Genomic DNA, 15691 nt, shown 5'->3' on the forward strand with positions numbered 1-15691 from the left:
AAAGCTGCATGCGCCCCTTGCGCCGGGCCTTTTTGTGGTCCGGGTTCTCATATCATGCCGAATGCAATTGGAGGTAAACAATGAAAGTCAGTTATTTTCCGGGCTGTACCCTCCGCACCAAGGCGAAAGAGCTGGATCGGTATGCACGCAAATGTGCAGAGATCCTCGGCGTCGAGCTTTGCGAAATTCAGGATTGGCAATGCTGCGGCGGCGTGTTCGTCAGTGCCAAGGATGAAATTGCGAGCAAGCTCCCCAGCGTTCGCGCACTTGTCAGTGCCAGAGACGCCGATGAACCACTCGTTACGGTATGTTCAGCCTGCCATAATGTAATCAAACAAACGAACCACGCGATGCAGACAGACGAAGACTTTGCAAACAAGGTCAATACTTATATGTCGCAGGATAAGACGCCTTCCGAGCCGTATCAGGGCGAGACGAAGGTCTATCATTATCTTGAGCTCCTCCGCGACGTCGTCGGGTTCGACAAAATTCGCGAGGCGGTCAAAAATCCGCTGACCGGTCAGAAAATTGCCGCCTATTACGGCTGCATGCTGCTCCGTCCGGGCAAAGTCATGCAGTTTGACGATGTCGAAAATCCCCAGCTGATGGAAGATTTCATCCGTGCGGTCGGCGCAGAGCCGGTTGTGTATCCGATGCGCAACGAGTGCTGCGGCGGATATGTCGCGCTGGAAGATGCGGCGTCGGCCAAAAAGAAGTCGAATGCCGTTGTCAGCAGCGCGAAGAGCCACGACGCAGAGCGGATTGTGACGGCATGTCCGCTATGTAAATACAATCTTGTCAAGAACGGCAGCACGCTTCCGGTCGTGTACTTTACGGAGCTTCTTGCCGAAGCGCTTGGCGTAAAGGAGGAGGAACCCTCATGCTGAATAAAACGGAACGTCAAAAGGAACAGATTCTCCGCATGAGCGGCGTCAACCCGAAAAAATGCATGCGCTGCGGAAAATGCTCCGGAACATGTCCTTCTTACGACGAGATGGAATACCATCCGCACCAGTTTGTTTACATGGTGGAAAACGGCGATCTGGAAGCGCTGATGCAGTCCGATTCCCTCTATAAATGTCTTTCCTGCTTTGCGTGTGTTGACCGCTGCCCGAGAGGCGTCGAGCCTGCAAAGCTTGTCGAAGCCATTCGGCTTACCGTGATCCGGGAAAAAGGCGCAAACCACCTCAAACCGGATGATATCCCCGGCCTTCTCGACGACGAGATGCCGCAGCAGGCGATTATGAGCGCCCTGCGGAAATATTCGAAATAAGAAAGGAGAAACGGACCATGCAGAGAATTGGAGTATTTGTCTGCCACTGCGGCACCAACATTGCCGGTACGGTAGACGTCAAAGCCGTTGCAAAGGCTTTGGAAAACGAGCCGGGTGTCGTTTTCTCCACCGATTATCAGTACATGTGCTCACAGGCGGGACAAAACCTGATTAAGGATGCAGTCGCGGAACATCATCTGACCGGCATCGTTGTCTGTTCCTGCTCACCCCGGATGCACGAGGCGACCTTCCGCAAAACGGCGGCTGCCGCAGGACTGAACCCCTATATGGTGGAGATCGCCAATATCCGTGAGCAGTGCTCCTGGGTACATAAGGAAATGCCAATCGGCACCGAAAAGGCAATCATCCTCGGCAAAGCAGCCGTTGCAAAAGTCAATCTCAACACGCCGCTGACGCCTGGCGAAAGCCCGGTCACCAAGCGCGCGCTGGTCATCGGCGGCGGAATCGCCGGCATCCAGACCGCACTTGACATCGCCGACGCAGGCTTCCCGGTCGATATCGTGGAAACCAAACCGACGATCGGCGGAAAGATGGCGCAGCTCGATAAGACGTTCCCGACGCTTGACTGTGCTGCCTGTATTCTGACCCCGAAGATGGTGGACGTTGCGCAGAATGAGAAAATCCGCATTTTCTCGTATTCGGAAGTGACCGATGTTAAAGGCTTTGTCGGCAATTTCGATGTGACGATCAAGCGCAAGGCAAGATACGTCAAGGAAGAAATCTGTACCGGCTGCGGCCTTTGCACCGAAAAATGTCCGCAGAAAAAGGTGCCGAATGAATTCAACCTCGGTATGGACAACCGCCGTGCAATCTATATCCCGTTTGCGCAGGCTGTCCCGAAGGTTGCCACCATCGACCCGAACTACTGCACGAAACTCAAAACCGGCAAATGCGGCGTATGTTCCAAGGTTTGCACCGCAGGCGCCATTGATTATACCGCAAAAGATGAGATGATCGAAGAAAAGTACGGCGCGATTGTCGTTGCGACCGGCTTTAATCCGATCTCTATGGAGAAATTTGACGAATTCGCGTATTCCCAGTCGAAAGACGTCATCACCTCTCTGGAACTCGAACGTCTGATGAATGCGGCAGGCCCGACAGGCGGCACGCTCCTGCGCCCGTCTGATGGAGAACATCCGCATACGATCGTCTTTGTCCAGTGCGTCGGTTCGCGCTGCGAGGCCTGCGCGGAAAAGGGCAAGGAATACTGCTCGAAGATCTGCTGCATGTACACCGCAAAACACGCGATGCTCATCCGCGATAAATATCCGGATACCGATGTCTATGTCTTCTACATTGACGTGCGTACCCCGGGCAAAAACTTCGACGAATTCTACCGCCGCGCGGTCGAGGAATACGGCGTGCACTACATCAAGGGTATGGTCGGAAAGGTTTCTCCGGAGGGCAAAGTCCTCAAGGTGCAGGCATCCGATCTGCTCGACGGCAAACAGCTGCATATCGACGCTGACCTCGTCGTGCTTGCTGCGGCGATTGAGCCGGATAAATCCGCAAGACCGCTCGCAACGATGCTCACCGCCAGCATGGATACCAACGACTTCTTCACCGAAGCGCATCCGAAGCTTCGCCCGGTCGAAAGCCCGACAGCCGGTGTGTTCCTTTCCGGAACCTGCCAGGGCCCGAAGGACATTCCGGAGACCGTTTCCCAGGCAGGCGCCGCCGCTTCGAAGGTCATCGGCCTGCTCTGCAAGGATAAGCTGACCGGCAACCCCTGCGTTGCGCACTCGGACGAGTGGATGTGCAACGGCTGCTCCACCTGTGAAAAGGTTTGCCCGTACGGCGCCATTACCTATCAGGAGAAAGAATTCCGTATGCCTGACCGTACGACGAAGGTCCGCCGGATCGCCGTTGTCAACGAGGCTGTGTGCCAGGGCTGCGGCGCCTGCACGGTTGCCTGTATGTCCGGCGCGATGGATCTGCGCGGGTTCATGAATAAACAAATTATGGCGGAGGTAGACGCAATATGCAAGTAAATGGATATAAGCCGCTTATTGTGGCATTCTGCTGTAATTGGTGCTCCTATGCCGGCGCCGATCTGGCAGGAAACAACCGTCTCAATTACCCTGCGGACGTCAAGATCATCCGCGTGCCCTGCTCTTGCCGGGTGAATCCCATGTTCATTCTGCGTGCGTTCCAACGCGGTGCTGACGGGGTCATCCTTTGCGGATGCCATCCCGGAGACTGCCACTACACGTCCGGCAACTACTACACACGCCGCCGGATGGCGCTCTTATTCTCGATGCTCGACTATCTGGGCATTGAACGCGAACGGACCCGCGTTGAATGGGTCAGCGCGGCGGAAGGCGCGAAATTTGCCGCAACGATGAATGATTTCGTAGAGAAGGTTGCAGCTCTCGGCGAAAACAAAAGATTGGAGGATTTGCGATGCAAGAAATAACACGCGAAATTCTCGTATCCAAGGCTTCCGAGATGCTGGAAAACGGTACGGTTGACCGTGTCCTCGGATGGAAGGCCGGAGAATTCGACTACGATGTAACGCCCGCAGTTTTCCATACGGCGGAAGAACTCGCCGAAAGCTTTGTCTGGAATGATTTTTGCGGCGCAAACTTTTCGAAGTATCTTGTAAAAGAGACCGGAAAGAGCGAACAGAAGATTCTGGTGTTTTTAAAGCCCTGTGATACCTACAGCTTCAACCAGCTCCTGACAGAACACCGCTTTAACCGCGAAAAAGTGTACGTCGTCGGCGTACCCTGCAGCGGAATGCTGGATGCCGGCCGAATCAAGGAGCAGGCAGAAGGCATCGCTGCGATTCGGGTCGATGGGGAACAGGTTCTGGTCGATACGCTCTACGACGGCACGTTGGCACTCGACCGCAGCGCGATGCTGCCGGATCGCTGCACAAACTGCAAATCGAAACAGCATGTGGCTTATGATGAGCTGCTCGGCGAAGACGGCGAGATCCTCGACAGCAAGCGGTTTGACGAAGTCGATAAAATCGAAAAAATGACGCCGGATGAGCGCTTTGCATTCTGGCAGAACGAGCTTTCCCGCTGCATCCGCTGCAATGCCTGCCGTGATATTTGTCCGGCCTGCACCTGCGAGAGATGCGTATTTGACAACCCGAATTCCGGCGTGGAAAACAAAGCGCCTGCAACCTCTTTTGAGGAGCAGATGTTCCATATCATCCGCGCATTCCATGTGGCCGGACGCTGCACCGACTGTGGGGAATGTTCGAGAGTATGTCCGCAGCACATTCCGCTGCATCTGCTCAACCGGAAATTCATAAAAGACATCGATGCGTTCTATGGGGAATACCAGGCGGGCGCCGAGGTTGGCAGCCGTGCGCCGATCGTGAATTACACGACCGACGATCTGGAGCCGAGCGAAGCGGTAGAAAGAGGTGACGAGAATGCGTAAAGTAGCACTTGAAAAATTAGATGCCTTCTTTTCCGCAATCGCAGCCGGACAGAAGCTTTATCTGCCGGTCGACACCGAAGCCGGTGCAAAATTTGAGCCGTGGGAGAGCGGAAAAACGCTTTCGAATGCGCTCAACACCGTCAGAAGCGCGAAAGATTTCTTCTTTCCGCAGACGGAAAACCTCATGGACTTTAAAGTGGAAGGCAAAACCATCGAAATCATCGATACGCGCAAAGAGTGCGAGGATTTTGTCCTCTTCGGCGTGCGTGCCTGCGATGTAAAGAGCTTTGAAATTCTCGACCGGGTATTCCTTGCGGATCCTGTCGATACCTATTACCAGAACCGCCGGGAACACGGCGCGATCTTCTCCATGGCCTGCACAAAGCCGGTGGAAACCTGCTTCTGCGGTACCTTTGGCATTGATGCGGCAAACCCGGAGGGCGATGTTGTCTGCTATAAGACTGATGACGCGATTTACCTCGACGCCAAGACGGAGAAGGGCAAAGCGATTCTTGAGAAGCTTTCCGATGTGACGGAAGAAGCAGACGGCGATGCCGTTGCCGCACAGAAGGAGCTGATCGGCGAGCGCATGAAAAAGCTGCCGCTTGCATCGCTTTCTGCACAGGCTTTCGGCGCCGGAAAGACCGCGGAATTCTTTGACGCACCGGAATGGAAGGCGCTCTCGCAGTCCTGCCTCGGATGCGGAACCTGCACGTTTGTCTGCCCGACCTGCCAGTGCTACGACATCAAGGATTTCGATACCGGACACGGTGTCAAGCGTTTCCGCTGCTGGGATTCCTGCATGTACTCCGACTTTACCAAAATGTCGGCCGGACAGCCCCGTCTGACGCAGCTTGAGCGTTTCCGCCAGCGGTTCATGCACAAACTCGTGTATTATCCCACCAACAACGACGGACTGTTTTCCTGCGTCGGCTGTGGCCGGTGTCTTGCAAAATGTCCGATCCAGATGAATATTGTCAAGGTCATGAAAGCGTTAGGAGGTTGTGAACATGCTTAATCGGAAAGAGCCGTTGATCCCCGTGGTAGGCGTCGTCACCGATATCCGCATCGATACCCCGGACGTCAAGACCTTCCGTGTTGTGACGCCTGACGGAAAAAAGGCGTTCGAACACAAGCCCGGCCAGTGCGCGATGCTGTCGGTTCCGGGCGTCGGCGAGGCGATGTTTTCGATCACTTCTTCGCCGACAAACACCGAATTTATGGAGTTTTCCATTAAAAAATGCGGATGCGTGACCCAGTGGCTGCACTCGATGGAGGTCGGCCAGCAGATTACAATCCGCGGACCGTACGGCAATGCATTTCCGGTCGATACTGCTTTTGCCGGACATGACATGCTCTTTATCGCCGGCGGTATCGGCCTGGCGCCGCTGCGCTCCGTCATCAACTACTGCCGCCACTACCGCGACCGTTACGGCAAGATTGACATCGTATACGGATCCCGCAGCATGCAGGATCTCGTCGATTACCGCGAAATCATCGACGAATGGTCGAAGGACAGCGGCGTGAACGTCCACCTGACGATTGACCGCGAACAGCCGGAATGGGACGGACATGTCGGGTTCGTACCGAATTATGTCAAAGAACTCGGGTTTTCCACCGATAAAATCGCTGTGCTCTGCGGACCGCCGATCATGATCAAATTTACCCTTGCCGGCCTGCAGGAAATCGGCTTTGACAAAACGCAGGTGTATACCACGATGGAACTTCGCATGAAATGCGGCATTGGAAAATGCGGCCGCTGCAATATCGGCTCAAAATATGTCTGCAAGGACGGCCCGGTGTTCCGCTGCGATGAAATCGACGAACTTCCGGATGAATATTGATAAGGAGAATTGGAACATGGAAAAGATGGCGAACATTTACCTGTTCGGTAAGCAGTACAGCGTACCCGACAATCTGACAATCATGCGCGCAATGGAATACGCAGGCTACCAGCTTGTCCGCGGATGCGGCTGCCGGAATGGGTTCTGCGGTGCGTGTGCGACAATCTACCGCATCAAAGGCGATCGCGAACTGAAAACCTGCCTTGCGTGCCAGACAAAGGTTGAAAACGACATGTATGTCGCAACGCTTCCGTTTTTCCCGCTGGTCAAACAGGTCTACGATATCGAGAAAATCAAACCCACCGAGCAGATCATGATGCAGCTTTATCCGGAAATTTATGCTTGCGTCGGCTGCAATGCCTGCACGAAGAGCTGCACGCAGGACCTCAATGTCATGCAGTACATCGCTTATGCGCAGCGCGGTGAATTCGACAAATGCGCCGAGGAATCCTTTGACTGCGTCATGTGCGGCGTATGTTCCTCCCGCTGCCCGGCCGGAATTTCCCATCCGCAGGTCGCCATGCTGGCGCGCCGCCTGAACGGGAAATATCTTGCTCCGAAGACCGAACATCTTGCGAACCGCGTCAAGGAAATTCACGACGGCACCTTCACGGAGCTGATCGAGGCGTTGATGCAGAAGCCGGTTGACGAGATCAAGGAGCTTTACAACAACCGGGAGATTGAGAAGTAAGGAGGAGAAGATCCATGTATTCGAAAGAATTTCAGGAGTCCCTGGCAGCGGTGGAGGCTGCAAGAGCAGCAAACATTGCCTACGAACCGGTCCGAATGACGGCGCAGGAGAAGGATGATCTTCTCGCAGCATACCATCCGGACTATAAAAAGAGTGAGTTTTCTACGCTGCAGATCGGCCCGAATAAAGGGGAGAAGGTTCCGCACGAGCTGTGCGAGATGCTGCAGGCCCACAGCCGGATCAGCGCAGCGGACATTGATCTCGACGATATCAAATATGATGTCGACGTCCTGATCATCGGCGGCGGCGGCGCAGGTGCTTCCGCGGCAATCGAGGCGGACGAGGCCGGCGCGAAGACGATGATCGTCACGAAGCTTCGGATCGGCGACGCCAATACCATGATGGCGGAGGGCGGTATCCAGGCTGCGGATAAGCCGAACGATTCTCCGGCAATTCACTTTGTTGATGCCTTCGGCGGCGGTCACTATGCGGCAAAGCGCGATCTGCTTGCGAAACTCGTCTGCGATGCGCCGGAAGCGATTCAGTGGCTCAACGATCTCGGCGTCGAGTTCGACAAGGCGCCGGACGGCACAATGATTACCACCCACGGCGGCGGAACATCCCGTAAGCGTATGCACGCGGCGAAGGACTATTCCGGTGCAGAAATCATGCGGACACTGCGTGATGAAGTGATCAACCGCGGCATTGAAATCGTCGATTTCACCGCTGCCATTGAACTGATCCTCGACGAGGACGGCAAAGCGGCAGGTGCAGTGCTGATGAATATGGAAACACATGAGCTTATGGTTGCGCGTGCAAAGACCGTAATCATCGCAACCGGCGGTGCAGGACGGATGCATTATCAGGGCTTCCCGACGTCGAACCACTACGGTGCAACGGCGGACGGTCTGGTGCTTGGCTATCGTGTCGGCGCAAAGCTGCTCTATGCGGATACGTTGCAGTATCATCCGACAGGCGCCGCTTATCCGCAGCAGATTTTCGGTGCACTGGTTACGGAAAAAGTTCGTTCCCTCGGCGCAAAGCTCGTCAACCGGGACGGCAAAGTCTTTATGCATCCTTTGGAGACGCGTGACGTTGCGGCAGCTTCCATCATCCGCGAGTGCTCCGACCGTGCAGAAGGCGTTGATACCGGAAGCGGAGAAGCTGTTTGGCTCGATACGCCGATGATCGAAGCAATCGGCGGCGAAGGCACGATTGAAAAGCGCATTCCGGCCATGATGCGGATGTTCGCAACCTATGGCATCGATATCCGCAAGGAACCGATCCTTGTCTATCCGACGCTTCACTATCAGAACGGCGGACTCGATATCAACGTAAACGGTATGACGACAAATGTCGAAAATCTCTTTGTAGCCGGCGAGGCTGTCGGCGGAATCCACGGACGCAACCGTCTGATGGGCAACTCGCTGCTCGACGTGATTGTATTCGGACGCAACGCCGGACAGAACGCCTCCGCAAAGGCAAAAGATGTGAAAGTTGGCAAGCTGACCCTTGCGCATATCGCGAAATTCGACGCAGAGCGCGAAGCGGCCGGCATCGAAACCGACACAGTATCTCCGAAGCTGTTACCGGATTATCGCAATAAGAAAAACGGTATTAAGTGAAAGGGGTACGGGGGTAATGAGTCTATTTGGCGGCGTAATTAACGTCTCGGGGATTTCCTTTTTAATGTTTTCTATTATGGTGATTGTCGCGCTCGGATATTTGCTCGGGCGCATCACCATAAAGGGCGTGTCGCTCGGTACAGCAGGTGTGTTTATCGTTGCACTGCTTTTTGGCGCGCTTTTTTATGAAGACCTTTCGACGGCACTCAAATCCGCAGAAGTGACGTCGAACGGCTTAAAAATTGTCGAAAACACGGGCCTCGTGTTTTTCGTGACTTCCGTCGGGTTTATTGCCGGACCGAAATTCTTCAAAAACCTCAAGAAGAATTTTAAATCCTACATTTTGCTCGGCGTATCGATTATTCTTGCAGGCGGCCTGACCTGTGTAGCCTGCTATTATATCGGCAGAGGCAGCGAGAGTAATTCCAGCGAGTTTATTGCGATGCTCGACGGTCTGCTTTCCGGCTCTCTGACGACAACACCGGGCTTCTCTGCCGCAAAAGAAACGGTAAAGAACCTGTATGTCAATGATCCGGAAATGTCGGCAGCGTGCGAAGCGGCTGTCACCGTCGGACATGGCATCGCGTATCTGTTCGGTGTGGTCGGCGTCGTGCTGTTTGTCCAGCTGATTCCAAAATTCACCAAAGCCAATATGGAAGAGGAGCGCAAGAAACTTGCGAGCGTGGATATGGGCACAGCAAAGACCTATTCCGGCAAGCTGATCGACATCGATCCGATGGGACTTGGTGCATTCGGCCTGGCGGCGCTGATCGGCCTTGTAATCGGCAATATCCGCATTCCGCTTTCTTCGCAGGGGCTTTCCGGGACTTGCTTCTCTCTGACCACGACCGGCGGCGCGCTGGTTACGGCGCTCGTATTCGGACATTTTTCGAGAATCGGACGCGTCAACATTATGCCGCCGAAGAAAACACTCGAAAATCTGCGCGAACTCGGCCTCATGCTCTTCCTGATCGGCGCAGGTGTTGCGGGCGGTGCAAACTTTGTCAAGTACTTTAAGCCGGTTTACTTCCTCTATGGCGCGATTATGACGCTGGTTCCGATGATTGTCGGTTACCTGATTGCAAAGTACATCTTAAAACTCAGCCTGCTCAACAATCTGGGCTCCATTACGGGCGGCATGACCTCTACGCCTGCGCTCGGCACGCTCATTAACGTTGCCGGCACCGAAGATGTGGCGGCCGCCTATGCTGCAACGTATCCGATCGCGCTGCTTGCGGTCGTTTTGGTTTCGCAGTTCCTGATTGTGATCTTCGGTTAGTCTGTTAAAAACTAGATTTTATTCTGAACAGGAGGTGGAATTCATGAAGCAAATGGAAGTTTCACGTGCGACAATGGGCCGCATTCCGATCTATCTGAAATATTTGAAGGAAACGAATCATCATGCCGAAAATATTTCTGCGACTGCGCTTGCCAGAGCACTTGGGCTTGGCGAAGTACAGGTCCGTAAGGATCTTGGCGCGGTAAGCGGCGCCGGCAGACCCAAAACCGGGTATCAGATTCAGGAGCTGATTGCGGCGCTGGAGAAATTTCTGACGAACGACGAGAACAGCAGTGTTGTGATCGTCGGCGCCGGAAAGCTCGGCAGGGCGTTGCTTGACTATAGCGGATTTGCGGAATATGGCCTTCAGATTGTCGCGGCCTTTGACATTGCGGTGTCCGAAACGGCGTACAGCAAGACCGGCAAACCGATTTATGCCATGGATTCCTTTGCTGCCTTCTGTCAGTCGCATGCCGTGCGCATTGGGGTCATTACCGTTCCGGCCCCCAATGCGCAGGAAGTTTGCGACCGAATGGTTGCAAATGGAATTCGTGCCATCTGGTGTTTTGCGCCCTGTACGCTTTCTGTTCCGGAAGAAATTCCGGTTCAGTATGAGAATATGGGGCTCTCGCTTGCATATTTAAAGAAAAAGATTTAAATTGTTTGGAAAGGAACACACCATGAAAATTACAATCTGTATCGGCTCTTCCTGTCACATTAAAGGTTCCCGCCAGGTGGTCGAACGACTCCAGCAGCTGCTTGCAGCACACAATCTGACAGATCAGGTGGAACTTGCAGGAAGCTTTTGTGTGGGAAAATGTCAGCAGGGCGTCTGCGTAACGGTAGACGGTGTGTTCCACTCTGTGTCGCCGGATTCTGTCGACAGCTTTTTCAAAACGGAAATCCTGCCGAAACTCAGCGCGTAATCGCAGCTTCAAATCGCAGAACGGTACGGATTTAGGCAAAGGAGTCAATCGGCATGAATCATTTGTGTGCGGACATTGGATGGAAAAGCATCAATCATGAGGGCGAACAGCTTTGCGGGGACCATGTGGATATCGTCTCCCAGAATGAAGATTCCACTGTGATTGTTCTGGCGGACGGTCTCGGCAGCGGTGTGAAAGCAAGCATCCTCTCGACGCTGACTTCCAAGATTATCTCGACGATGATGGCGGAAGGCATGCCGGTTGAGGCGTGCGTCTCGACAATTGCCGCGACGCTGCCGATCTGTTCGGTGCGCGGTGTTGCATACTCGACGTTTACCATTATCCATCTGGTAGAGAATTCGACCGCGGAGCTCATCCAGTATGACAATCCGCAGGTGATTATGATCCGTGAAGGCGAAATCTACGATTATCCGAAAACGGAGCGGACGATTGGCGGCAAGAGTATTTTTATGTCGTCAATTAAGCTGCAGGAGGGGGACGTCTTTGTTGCAATGAGCGACGGATGTCCGCATGCAGGAATCGGAATGGCCTATAATTTCGGCTGGAAGCACGAGGACATCGCAGAATTCATGAAGCAGTTCGTGCCGGCAGGGCACCACGCCAAGACGCTGGCGACGCTTCTTGTCAATGAATGTGACCGCCTATACGGCCACCGGCCCGGAGACGACGCGACGGCATGTGTGGTGCGGATCCGTGAACGCAATCCGGTCAATATCCTGTTTGGCCCGCCGAGAAACCGTGACGACTGCGGACGAATGATGTCGCTGTTTTTCTCAAAAGAAGGCAAGCACATTGTCTGCGGCGGCACAACCTCTTCGATCGTTGCATCGTATTTGAACAAACCGATACAGGCGAGCCTTGTCTATGAGCGGAGCGATGTTCCGCCGACTGCGGCGATTGAGGGCGTGGATCTTGTGACGGAGGGCGTTATCACCATCAGCAGAGTGATCGAATACGCCAAGGATTTTCTGGACACAAACGAGAAATTCCAGGAATGGAGCACCGGAAAAGACGGTGCGTCGCAAATTTGCCGGCTGCTGTTTGAAGAAGCAACGGATATCAATTTCTATGTCGGCAGAGCGATCAATCCGGCGCATCAAAACCCGGATCTGCCAATCCACTTTAATATTAAGATGAATCTTGTTGAAGAACTTTCCTCCTGCTTAAAACAGATGGGCAAAAACCTGAAGGTCAGTTATTTTTAAGACGAAACCACAGACGCGGCGAACGCAGAACAGCGTTTCGGCCGGTCTACTTTTTTACAGGTCTGTTTTTGTCATTTCGGCGCAAAAACGGCCGACAGCATGCCCTGTGACTTCCAACCCGTGCCCGTGCGCAGCTGTTGCACAGATTTTTTTGCGGACAGATTGGATATCGCGGCAGGAAAAGCCGCATCGGCAAGCGTCAAAATTTCCAAATAGCCGTTCTGGTATATTGCGGCGCATACCCATCCGACAGGTGGAACGTTTACGCGCGCGGATTTGCTGGTGTTTGCAAAATCGCCCAACATAATTATGCTAACAGTGCTTGGAAATAGCGGCGCGGTGTATGCGGTGGAAAAAACAAAAAGTTTTTCTGTTATAGAGTTTTACCGACTTTGGGAAAAGGTAAAGTTAAAACACCCATACTTTTTAAGTGAGCCAGAGCGATATGTGGATTGTATACAAGATCTTTTAATGGAGATTGGCGATTGTGGACTCAACTATTACACCACAAGATCGCAAAAGGATGAGGAAGTTTAAAAAAACATCCAATTGATCATTCTTACGACGAAGAATGCGAGCTTTTCGACGGCAAAGTTCCGGAAGAATAGCTGCTTGCGAGAGATTTTCAGGAAATTCTAAACCAATATCCAGATTCTGAATAACCGCCCGCCAATCGGCAGGGCGGTGTTTTTATGCGTTGCTTTGCTTTTTCATAATCCATTCTGGCAAGTTCTCAGGAATAGAAAATCGATTGCCTTGTCTTTGCGTTGTTTTTACGCCGGAATATTGTTGTGCATGTTTTGATGCACAATGCGCCCTTGCAGCGTTGTCTTTTGGGCGCAGCAGTTTTGCGTTCTGGACATATGAACTGGTTTTCTGCAGTATGCATCATCGCGGAAGTCTTTGGATTTTCCGCGATTTTTTTGCCCGTTTTTGCGGTCTGCTATCGATGAGGCGGTTTGAAAAAAGTAGGCTTCCAGTACGGGACGGATCGAAATGCCGAAAAGCGCAGCGGAAGAAAAAATGGGAAGGCGTGTTTGTTCCGATCGCAAAAAGTCTGAAAACCAAAAATGTTCTGCAAAATTTATAAATTTTATATATAATGATAAAAAACATTAAATAAAACTATTGACAAATGCAGGCTTTGAAATTACAATATGGGTAAAGAAAAATTTAAATCGTTTTAAATAGGCGGGTTTCATGTGAGTGTTGGTCTGAAAGATATCGCTGAACGGTTAGGTTTATCGGAAGCGACGGTATCTCTGGCGTTAAATGGAAATAAAATTGTAAAAGCGGAAACGCGCATCCGCGTACAGAAAATGGCGGATGAGATGGGGTATATTCCCAATTCGCTTGCAAGAAGCTTGGTGCGAAAAAAGAGCGGGATGCTCGGGCTGATTATTCCGGATATTGAGAATGTGTATTATTCGGAGCTGGTCAAACATATCAATCGGTATTGTCAAAAGGTTGGATACCGGCTATTTGTATCCATCTCGAACAATAATGTCCATAAAGAAAAAGAAAATGTCCTGGCGATGATTGAGAACTGTGCAGAAGGTGTCGTGATCGCACCGGTTAACGTCTCCAATTTCAATCCGGACTATTTGCGGTATTTTAAAACAAATTCGATTCCGTTTGTGTTTTCTTCGAGCAGATATGAAGATGTATCGGCGCCTTATGTGATGTGCGATTTAGAGACGGGAATGTATAGTCTTACGCGCTATTTGCTGGCAGAGAAGGGGTACCGTTCCTTCTTATTGCTGACTGGTCCGGAAAACGTTTTGACTCTGCGTTTGCGTGAAAACGGATTTTTGCGTGCGCTGAAAAACGAAAAGGATGTATCGAATGAAATTGTTCGTGTGCAGGCTGTGGACTATGATACAGCCTCGGAAACGATTCACCAGTATTTGCAGCAGAAAAAAAAGATCGATGTCATCATGTGTGTCAACGACACGATGGCAATTGGCGTCATCAACACCTTAATGCGCCAGGGAATCAAGGTTCCGGAAGATGTTGCAGTGACCGGATTTGATGATTCCTTATTTGCGCAGATTTCGGTTGTCACGCTGACGACCGTTGTACAGGACGTCAAAAAAATTGCAGAGGGCAGTGTGGATCTGCTTATGGATCGCATCTCCAATCAGACAAGCGCAAATACAGAAATTTTGATTCCAACACACATTGTGAAACGCGCTTCCACGGAAGGAAAATAAAGGTGGAAATGCAAAATATCGGGAATCCAAAAATTTTTTGTAATAATTTAAAACGTTTTAAAATTTACATAAATAAAGGAGTTTGGTGAAATGAAACGTTCGATCATTTTAAGCAATTTGGGATCTTGTTCGGACCGATATGTGACCGAAGGGTATGACGCTCCCGTTTCGCTGAAAGAATTATTCCAGCAACTAAAAAAACTAAAAGGCGTGGACGGCGTCGAACTGGTTGGTACCTGGCATATTCGCCCGAACAATACGCAGGAAATCAAAAGCATGCTCGAAGAGGTCGGTCTTCCGGTGGTATCAATTATTCCGGATCATTTTGGAACAAAGTATTGGGGAAAAGGCGCCTTTACCGCACCGGATGCTGCTGTAAGGCAGGAAGCGATTGACAGTACATTGCGGATCTGCGAGACCGCACATGCGCTTTCCTGTCCGGTAATCAGCATTTGGAACGGGCAGGATGGATTTGATTACCCTTTGCAGGCGGATTATGCCGCTCTAAACGAGTACTTAATTCAAGGGTTGTATGCACTTGCTTCCCGGGAACCCGATCTCATGTTTGCGCTGGAATATAAACCGAAAGAGCCGCGCAATCATTGCTCAATTCCAAACGTATACAGCGCGCTGTATCTTGCAGAAAAGACGGGCTTGCCGAATGTTGGGGTAACGGTCGATTTTGGGCATTCGCTTCTGGCAGGAGAGAATGTTTCCGATGCAATCTGTGTGGCACAGAAACACCATCGGCTGGCACATATCCATATCAATGATAATTTCCGCATGTGGGATGATGATTTGATCACGGGTTCTGTCCATACGATTGAATACTTAGAGCTGTTCTACTGGCTGCAAAAAATAGGGTATCAAGGGTACTTATCGATCGACCAGTATCCGTATCGCGAGGATTCGCTGCAGGCAGCACAGCAGAGTCTGGACTGGATGACGATGCTGGAGCGTACAGCATCTCGAATCGATCCGGAAAAAATGGATGCAATTTTGAAGGACCAGGATGCGGTTGCTTCTACACGATATATCCGTGAAATTCTGCTGGGGGCGTGAACGCTGTGAGAAAGCGCGTAAAAAAAAGGGGTGGCTTATCTTGGCGCGAGAATGCAGAACTATATACCATGCTTGCGCCAACGGTTATTTTGATTTTTATCTTTTGCTACATCCCCATGTATGGACTGATTATTG

At 51.8% G+C, this 15691-nt stretch carries 15 protein-coding genes; all 15 read left to right on the forward strand.

Annotated elements, in window-relative coordinates:
* Nucleotides 1-80: 80 nt before the first annotated feature.
* Nucleotides 81-887 carry a CoB--CoM heterodisulfide reductase iron-sulfur subunit B family protein gene (locus IAG03_RS07935; protein ID WP_249319585.1) on the forward strand — a complete coding sequence of 269 codons (807 nt, stop codon included), beginning with the start codon at nt 81-83 and terminating at the stop codon, nt 885-887.
* Complete coding sequence (locus IAG03_RS07940) at nt 881-1273, forward strand: 4Fe-4S dicluster domain-containing protein (RefSeq protein ID WP_249319586.1); 393 nt, start codon at nt 881-883, stop codon at nt 1271-1273. Before IAG03_RS07935 ends, IAG03_RS07940 begins: the two co-directional genes overlap by 7 nt.
* A gap of 17 nt (nt 1274-1290) precedes the next feature.
* Entirely contained in the window at nt 1291-3285 is a 1995-nt protein-coding gene (locus IAG03_RS07945; protein ID WP_249319587.1) for a CoB--CoM heterodisulfide reductase iron-sulfur subunit A family protein, read from the forward strand.
* A complete protein-coding gene (locus IAG03_RS07950) occupies nt 3276-3710 on the forward strand; it encodes a hydrogenase iron-sulfur subunit (protein ID WP_249319588.1) in 435 nt (144 codons plus the stop codon). The genes IAG03_RS07945 and IAG03_RS07950 overlap by 10 nt, the downstream gene beginning before the upstream one ends.
* Nucleotides 3698-4690, forward strand: coding sequence for a 4Fe-4S dicluster domain-containing protein (locus IAG03_RS07955; RefSeq protein WP_249319589.1), 993 nt, complete (start codon nt 3698-3700; stop codon nt 4688-4690). Before IAG03_RS07950 ends, IAG03_RS07955 begins: the two co-directional genes overlap by 13 nt.
* A complete protein-coding gene (locus tag IAG03_RS07960) occupies nt 4683-5708 on the forward strand; it encodes a 4Fe-4S dicluster domain-containing protein (protein ID WP_249319590.1) in 1026 nt (341 codons plus the stop codon). The genes IAG03_RS07955 and IAG03_RS07960 overlap by 8 nt, the downstream gene beginning before the upstream one ends.
* Entirely contained in the window at nt 5701-6534 is an 834-nt protein-coding gene (locus IAG03_RS07965) for an FAD/NAD(P)-binding protein (protein WP_249319591.1), read from the forward strand. Before IAG03_RS07960 ends, IAG03_RS07965 begins: the two co-directional genes overlap by 8 nt.
* Before the next feature lie 16 nt (nt 6535-6550).
* Nucleotides 6551-7225, forward strand: coding sequence for a 4Fe-4S dicluster domain-containing protein (locus IAG03_RS07970; protein ID WP_249319592.1), 675 nt, complete (start codon nt 6551-6553; stop codon nt 7223-7225).
* Nucleotides 7226-7239: 14 nt separating this feature from the next.
* Nucleotides 7240-8850, forward strand: coding sequence for an FAD-dependent oxidoreductase (locus IAG03_RS07975; RefSeq protein WP_249319593.1), 1611 nt, complete (start codon nt 7240-7242; stop codon nt 8848-8850).
* A 16-nt stretch (nt 8851-8866) separates the two neighbouring features.
* On the forward strand, nt 8867-10129 hold the full coding sequence (locus IAG03_RS07980) for an aspartate-alanine antiporter-like transporter (protein WP_249319594.1): 1263 nt from the start codon (nt 8867-8869) through the stop codon (nt 10127-10129).
* A 43-nt stretch (nt 10130-10172) separates the two neighbouring features.
* Complete coding sequence (locus tag IAG03_RS07985) at nt 10173-10787, forward strand: redox-sensing transcriptional repressor Rex (protein ID WP_249319595.1); 615 nt, start codon at nt 10173-10175, stop codon at nt 10785-10787.
* A gap of 22 nt (nt 10788-10809) precedes the next feature.
* Nucleotides 10810-11055, forward strand: coding sequence for a (2Fe-2S) ferredoxin domain-containing protein (locus IAG03_RS07990; RefSeq protein ID WP_249319596.1), 246 nt, complete (start codon nt 10810-10812; stop codon nt 11053-11055).
* A gap of 53 nt (nt 11056-11108) precedes the next feature.
* Nucleotides 11109-12281: a SpoIIE family protein phosphatase gene (locus tag IAG03_RS07995; RefSeq protein WP_249319597.1), complete on the forward strand. Its 1173-nt coding sequence runs from the start codon at nt 11109-11111 to the stop codon at nt 12279-12281.
* A 1202-nt stretch (nt 12282-13483) separates the two neighbouring features.
* Nucleotides 13484-14494 (forward strand): substrate-binding domain-containing protein, encoded by a 1011-nt coding sequence (locus IAG03_RS08000; RefSeq protein ID WP_249319598.1) that lies wholly within the window; start codon nt 13484-13486, stop codon nt 14492-14494.
* 90 nt (nt 14495-14584) lie between these two features.
* Nucleotides 14585-15556 carry a sugar phosphate isomerase/epimerase family protein gene (locus tag IAG03_RS08005; protein ID WP_249319599.1) on the forward strand — a complete coding sequence of 324 codons (972 nt, stop codon included), beginning with the start codon at nt 14585-14587 and terminating at the stop codon, nt 15554-15556.
* Nucleotides 15557-15691: the final 135 nt, after the last annotated feature.

This window comes from Yeguia hominis, assembly GCF_014384705.1.
GTDB lineage: Bacteria > Bacillota > Clostridia > Oscillospirales > Acutalibacteraceae > Yeguia > Yeguia hominis.

Bases quoted from the DNA above. Each gene is read 5' to 3' on its own strand.
- IAG03_RS07935 (WP_249319585.1), top strand. From the start codon at position 81: ATGAAAGTCAGTTATTTTCCGGGCTGTACCCTCCGCACCAAGGCGAAA.
- IAG03_RS07940 (WP_249319586.1), top strand. From the start codon at position 881: ATGCTGAATAAAACGGAACGTCAAAAGGAACAGATTCTCCGCATGAGC.
- IAG03_RS07945 (WP_249319587.1), top strand. From the start codon at position 1,291: ATGCAGAGAATTGGAGTATTTGTCTGCCACTGCGGCACCAACATTGCC.
- IAG03_RS07950 (WP_249319588.1), top strand. From the start codon at position 3,276: ATGCAAGTAAATGGATATAAGCCGCTTATTGTGGCATTCTGCTGTAAT.
- IAG03_RS07955 (WP_249319589.1), top strand. From the start codon at position 3,698: ATGCAAGAAATAACACGCGAAATTCTCGTATCCAAGGCTTCCGAGATG.
- IAG03_RS07960 (WP_249319590.1), top strand. From the start codon at position 4,683: ATGCGTAAAGTAGCACTTGAAAAATTAGATGCCTTCTTTTCCGCAATC.
- IAG03_RS07965 (WP_249319591.1), top strand. From the start codon at position 5,701: ATGCTTAATCGGAAAGAGCCGTTGATCCCCGTGGTAGGCGTCGTCACC.
- IAG03_RS07970 (WP_249319592.1), top strand. From the start codon at position 6,551: ATGGAAAAGATGGCGAACATTTACCTGTTCGGTAAGCAGTACAGCGTA.
- IAG03_RS07975 (WP_249319593.1), top strand. From the start codon at position 7,240: ATGTATTCGAAAGAATTTCAGGAGTCCCTGGCAGCGGTGGAGGCTGCA.
- IAG03_RS07980 (WP_249319594.1), top strand. From the start codon at position 8,867: ATGAGTCTATTTGGCGGCGTAATTAACGTCTCGGGGATTTCCTTTTTA.
- IAG03_RS07985 (WP_249319595.1), top strand. From the start codon at position 10,173: ATGAAGCAAATGGAAGTTTCACGTGCGACAATGGGCCGCATTCCGATC.
- IAG03_RS07990 (WP_249319596.1), top strand. From the start codon at position 10,810: ATGAAAATTACAATCTGTATCGGCTCTTCCTGTCACATTAAAGGTTCC.
- IAG03_RS07995 (WP_249319597.1), top strand. From the start codon at position 11,109: ATGAATCATTTGTGTGCGGACATTGGATGGAAAAGCATCAATCATGAG.
- IAG03_RS08005 (WP_249319599.1), top strand. From the start codon at position 14,585: ATGAAACGTTCGATCATTTTAAGCAATTTGGGATCTTGTTCGGACCGA.